3 protein-coding genes are annotated in these 4,157 nt (G+C 64.3%); 2 read left to right on the top strand and 1 reads right to left on the bottom strand.

What is annotated here, in order from left to right; translation table 11 throughout:
* On the bottom strand, positions 1–968 hold a 968-nt coding region (gene ligD, locus VEK15_26605), incomplete at its 3' end, for a non-homologous end-joining DNA ligase (GenBank protein ID HXV64299.1).
* A 94-nt stretch (positions 969–1,062) separates the two neighbouring features.
* Between ligD and VEK15_26600 the strand changes: the two genes are divergently transcribed.
* Positions 1,063–1,440, top strand: coding sequence for a PadR family transcriptional regulator (locus tag VEK15_26600; GenBank protein ID HXV64298.1), 378 nt, complete (start codon positions 1,063–1,065; stop codon positions 1,438–1,440).
* The gene (locus VEK15_26595; protein ID HXV64297.1) at positions 1,437–4,013 is read left to right on the top strand and encodes an ADOP family duplicated permease; all 2,577 of its coding nucleotides are present in this window, start codon (positions 1,437–1,439) and stop codon (positions 4,011–4,013) included. Before VEK15_26600 ends, VEK15_26595 begins: the two co-directional genes overlap by 4 nt.
* The last annotated feature ends 144 nt before the right edge of the window (positions 4,014–4,157 follow it).

Below are 4,157 nucleotides of genomic sequence, written 5' to 3'. Positions count from 1 at the left end.
TCACGGCGCACCTCGCTCGGGGGCTTGTCGAATCGAAGCCCCTTGAACGAAGGATGCCGGAGCCTCCCGTCACTCGTCCACTCGGTGAACTCCACCTCCGCCACCAGCTCCGGCCGCACCCAGTGGGCACGCTTCAGCTCGCGCGGAGTCGACTCGAAAGGAGGCTCGTCCTGAGCTCTTTCCTCGAGGAGCACCATGAGATCCTGGAGCATCTTCTCGGTGAACCCCGTGCCTACTTGACCGCTGAAAACGAGCCGCCTTTCCTCGTCGTACACGGCGAGCAGAAGGGCGCCGAATCCCGTGCGCGAGCCTTCTGGCTCGGTGTAGCCCACGACCACGAATTCCTGCCGGTGGCTGCACTTGATCTTGAGCCATGTGCGCGTCCGTCGCGGCTCGTAGAAGCTCGTTCGAAGCTTGGAGACGATGCCCTCGGCTCCGAGGGCGCATGCCCTCTCGAGAACCGCTGCCCCATGGCCTTGCACGTGCTCGCTGTACTGCAGTCGATCGGAGGGAGTGCCTTCGAGGAGCGACCGGAGGAGCTCTTTCCTGTCGACGAGGGGCACGTGACGCAGATCGCGGCCGTCACCGTAGATGACGTCAAAGAGATAGTACGTGAGCCCCGATGGGTTGGCGCCTCCGATCGTTTTCTGAAGGGCCTGGAAATCGGAGGTCCCGTCGGAACGAAGGATCACGATCTCTCCATCGAGAACCGCTTCGCGCGCCGGGAGCTCTTTCGCGCTCGACGCCAGGCGCGAGAGCTTGTCCGTCCAGTCCAGACCGTTCCGGCTGAGGAGACGCGCGCGTCCGTCCCGAATGGAGCACAAGAGGCGATAGCCGTCGTGCTTGATCTCGTGCAGCCAGTCGTCCCCTGCGGGGACCTCTTTTACGAGAGTTGCGAGCTGCGGGCGAGGCGATACGGGAAAGGGCGCTTCGATGGCGCCGGAAAGGCGACTCGGCTCCCAGGACACTCCCCATGCTACCCCTAGCCCTTTCCGTCGCGAAACCGATTACGTAAATTTCGGACTTGTATTGCGAAGTTCTGTCGACTAGAATTCCTATGGGATGGCCAAAGGAAAGAGGCGGAGCCCTTCGGAAGATCGGGTCGACGTGTTGCAGGGCACCCTCGACCTCATGGTGCTCCGGACCCTCGCATCGATGGGTCCCCTTCATGGATACGGGATCGCCCGTCGCATCGAGCAAGTAAGCGAGAACGCTCTCAAGCTGAACGAGGGCACGGTCTACGCATCGCTCGTGCGCCTTCAGCAGCAGCGATGGATCTCGGCGACGTGGGGCGTGTCGGAGAACAACCGGCGAGCGAAGTTCTACGCCGTCACCAAGTCCGGGCGGAAGCGCCTCTTGGAAGAGACGGAGAACTGGCGGCGCGTCTCCGGGATCATCGAGCAGCTCATTCGACTAACCGAGGGCGAGCCAAGCCGGTGAGATCGAAGATCGTCGTCTTCCTGACGCGCCTCAGGGACGTGTTCGCAAGAAGACGGTTGGATGCCGATCTCGCGGAGGAGATCGAGACCCATCTGGCACTCCTCACCGATGAGTACGTTCGTCGCGGCATGAGCGAGCCGGAAGCTCGAGCCCGGGCGAGGGCGCAGTTCGGAAGCATCTCGGCGGTTCGCGACCGCCACTGGGAGGCACGGGGCTTCGTCCATCTCGACGCCTGGAGTCGTGACGCACGCATCGCTGCACGCATGCTTCGCAGAACCCCGGGATTCACCGCCGCCGCGGTCGTGGCGCTCGGTCTCGCCATCGGCGTGAGCACGACGGTCTTCGCGGTCGTGAACGCGACTCGGCTCCGGGGCCTGCCCGTCGAAGAGCCAGAGCGCATCGTCAGGATTCACTACCCTCGCGATGACGCCGGAAGAGATAGCGGTGTCTCGTTTCGCGATTTCGAGGATTTTTCTCTGGCTTCCGGGCTCGAGGGCATCGCCGCGTTCCGCAAAACTTCGTTCACCCTCAGCGGCGACGAGCGTGCCGCGGAGCAGTTCCCCGGTCTCTATATTTCCTCATCGGGCTTCTCCCTTCTCGGCGTGCCGGCCGCCGAGGGTCGATACCTGACCGCGGCGGACGACCGGCCCGGGGCCGTGCCCGTCGTCGTCCTGGGCTCGCAGGTCTGGCGGAGTCGCTACGAAGGAGATCCCGGCGTCATCGGCCGGACGCTCCGCGTCAACGGAGTGGATGCGACCGTCGTGGGCGTGATGCCCGAGGGCTTCGCCTTCGACTTCTACGCCGACCTGTGGCAGCCCCTCGCACAGATGCCGGGCCTCGATCGCAACCGGCGCGACGCCCGCGAGCTCGAGCTCGTGGGCAAGCTCGGCACGGGCGTTTCGGTGGATCAGGCACGGGCGTCGCTACAATCCCTCGCGAACGAAAGCCTCGTTCCGGACGTAAAGCCTTTCACCGGAACGCTCACCGGTGACCCGATGCTCTCGTTTTCGATGTTGTCCGCGCTCTTTGTCCTCGTCGTCGCCTGCGCGAACGTCTCCGGGCTCCTCTTCGCTCGCGGTTTCCATCGCCAACGGGAAATCGCTTTTCGGGTAGCGCTGGGAGCCACGCGCTGGCAGATCGCGAGGCAGCTACTCATTGAAAGCGCCCTGCTCGCGCTTTTCGCCGGGCTTTCTGGCCTGGCGCTCTCCGCATTAGGTCTCCGCGGCTTCGCTGCCGCCATCGAGGGGATCACACGCCCGTACTGGATTCACTTCACCATGGATGTGCGCGTTGTCTTGTATCTGGCCACGGTGTCCGCCTTCTCGATACTCCTATTCGGCCTCGCGCCCGCCCTTCATCTCGCGGTTAGGAAGGCGCCTGCGCACGGTGGGATCCGTCGGTTCGACTTCGCGCTCACCGTGGTAGAGCTTGGGGTGACGCTCGTTCTGATGACGAGCGCGGGCTTGATGATGCGGAGCTTCCTCGCCATCTATGAAGCCGACCTCGCCGTCGACACGTCGGAGATGACCACGATGGGGCTGACGCTTCCGGCGCCGCGATACGAAACCGACGAAGAGAGATTCCAGTTGCTGGAGCGCCTCCATCGGGCGCTCGACTCCGTCGACGTCATCGCTTCGTCCACTCTATCCAGCACCGTTCCTTTCGCCAATGCCGCTTCGCGAGCTCTCGCTCTGGAAGCACGCCCGCTTCCTGAGGATTCTCCCCCTACGGTCGCGTTTCTTACCGTCGGTCCGCGTTATTTCGAAACGCTGGGAATCGGCCTTCGTGAGGGTCGTGCTTTCACGAGCCGCGACGGTGGCCCGGGTTACACGACAGCCATCGTCAACGATGCCTTCGTGTCACGCTATCTCCCCGGTGGGGAACCTCTGGGTGAGCGCATCCGCCTCACGGATCCGCGCTCAGGAGAGGAGACTCCGTGGCTCACCCTCGTGGGCGTCGCGCCGACGTTGCGGCACCGGAGGTTCCAGCCCGAGCCCACCGTCTACCTGCCCTTTCGCTATGCGCCCTCGGGCTCGCTGCGCCTCATCGTCCGTGGGTCTTCCGGCTCGGCCGACGCCGTGGTTCCCGCCGTCAGGCGGGAAGTGCGAAGGCTCGACCCCGAGCTCGCACTCCATGCGATCATGACGGGCGATGAGCTGCGCTCCCAGTCTCGATGGCCCTACCGAGTCATCGGAGGGATGCTGCTGACGTTCGCGGTCATCGCGCTCGTCATCGCGGCGGTAGGAATCTACGCCGTCACCGCCCACGCCGTCACGAAACGCTATCAAGAGCTCGGCATTCGCCGGGCTCTCGGCGCCACGGACCGTGACCTGACGTGGCTCGTTGCCCTCCCCGTATCCACCCAGCTTGCTTCCGGACTCGTTCTCGGCGGCTTGGGCACACTCGCTGCGGGAAGGCTTCTGTCGAGCTTCCTGGTCGATACGAGTTCCAACGACGCCCTTACTTTCGGTGTCGTGGCCACGCTGCTCGCGATCGCAGCCGCACTCTCCTGCGCCATCCCTGCCCGGCGTGCGATGCGGATCGAGCCCGGCAGAGCGCTGAGATACGAATGATATGCTGCAGCTCGAGGGTGTCTCCAAATCCTACGGCGCGCTGACGGCCGTGCGGGATGTGAGCTTCGCCGTGTCTCGCGGTGAAGTGCTCGGCTACCTCGGGCCCAATGGCTCCGGGAAAATCCACGACGGCCCAATCGCCTA

The sequence above is a fragment of the Vicinamibacteria bacterium genome (assembly GCA_035620555.1).
GTDB lineage: Bacteria > Acidobacteriota > Vicinamibacteria > Marinacidobacterales > SMYC01 > DASPGQ01.
This window is presented reverse-complemented; position numbering and strand designations above follow the sequence as displayed.

Excerpts from the sequence above, each read along its gene's own strand:
- VEK15_26600 (HXV64298.1), top strand. The coding sequence starts at position 1,063 with ATGGCCAAAGGAAAGAGGCGGAGCCCTTCGGAAGATCGGGTCGACGTG.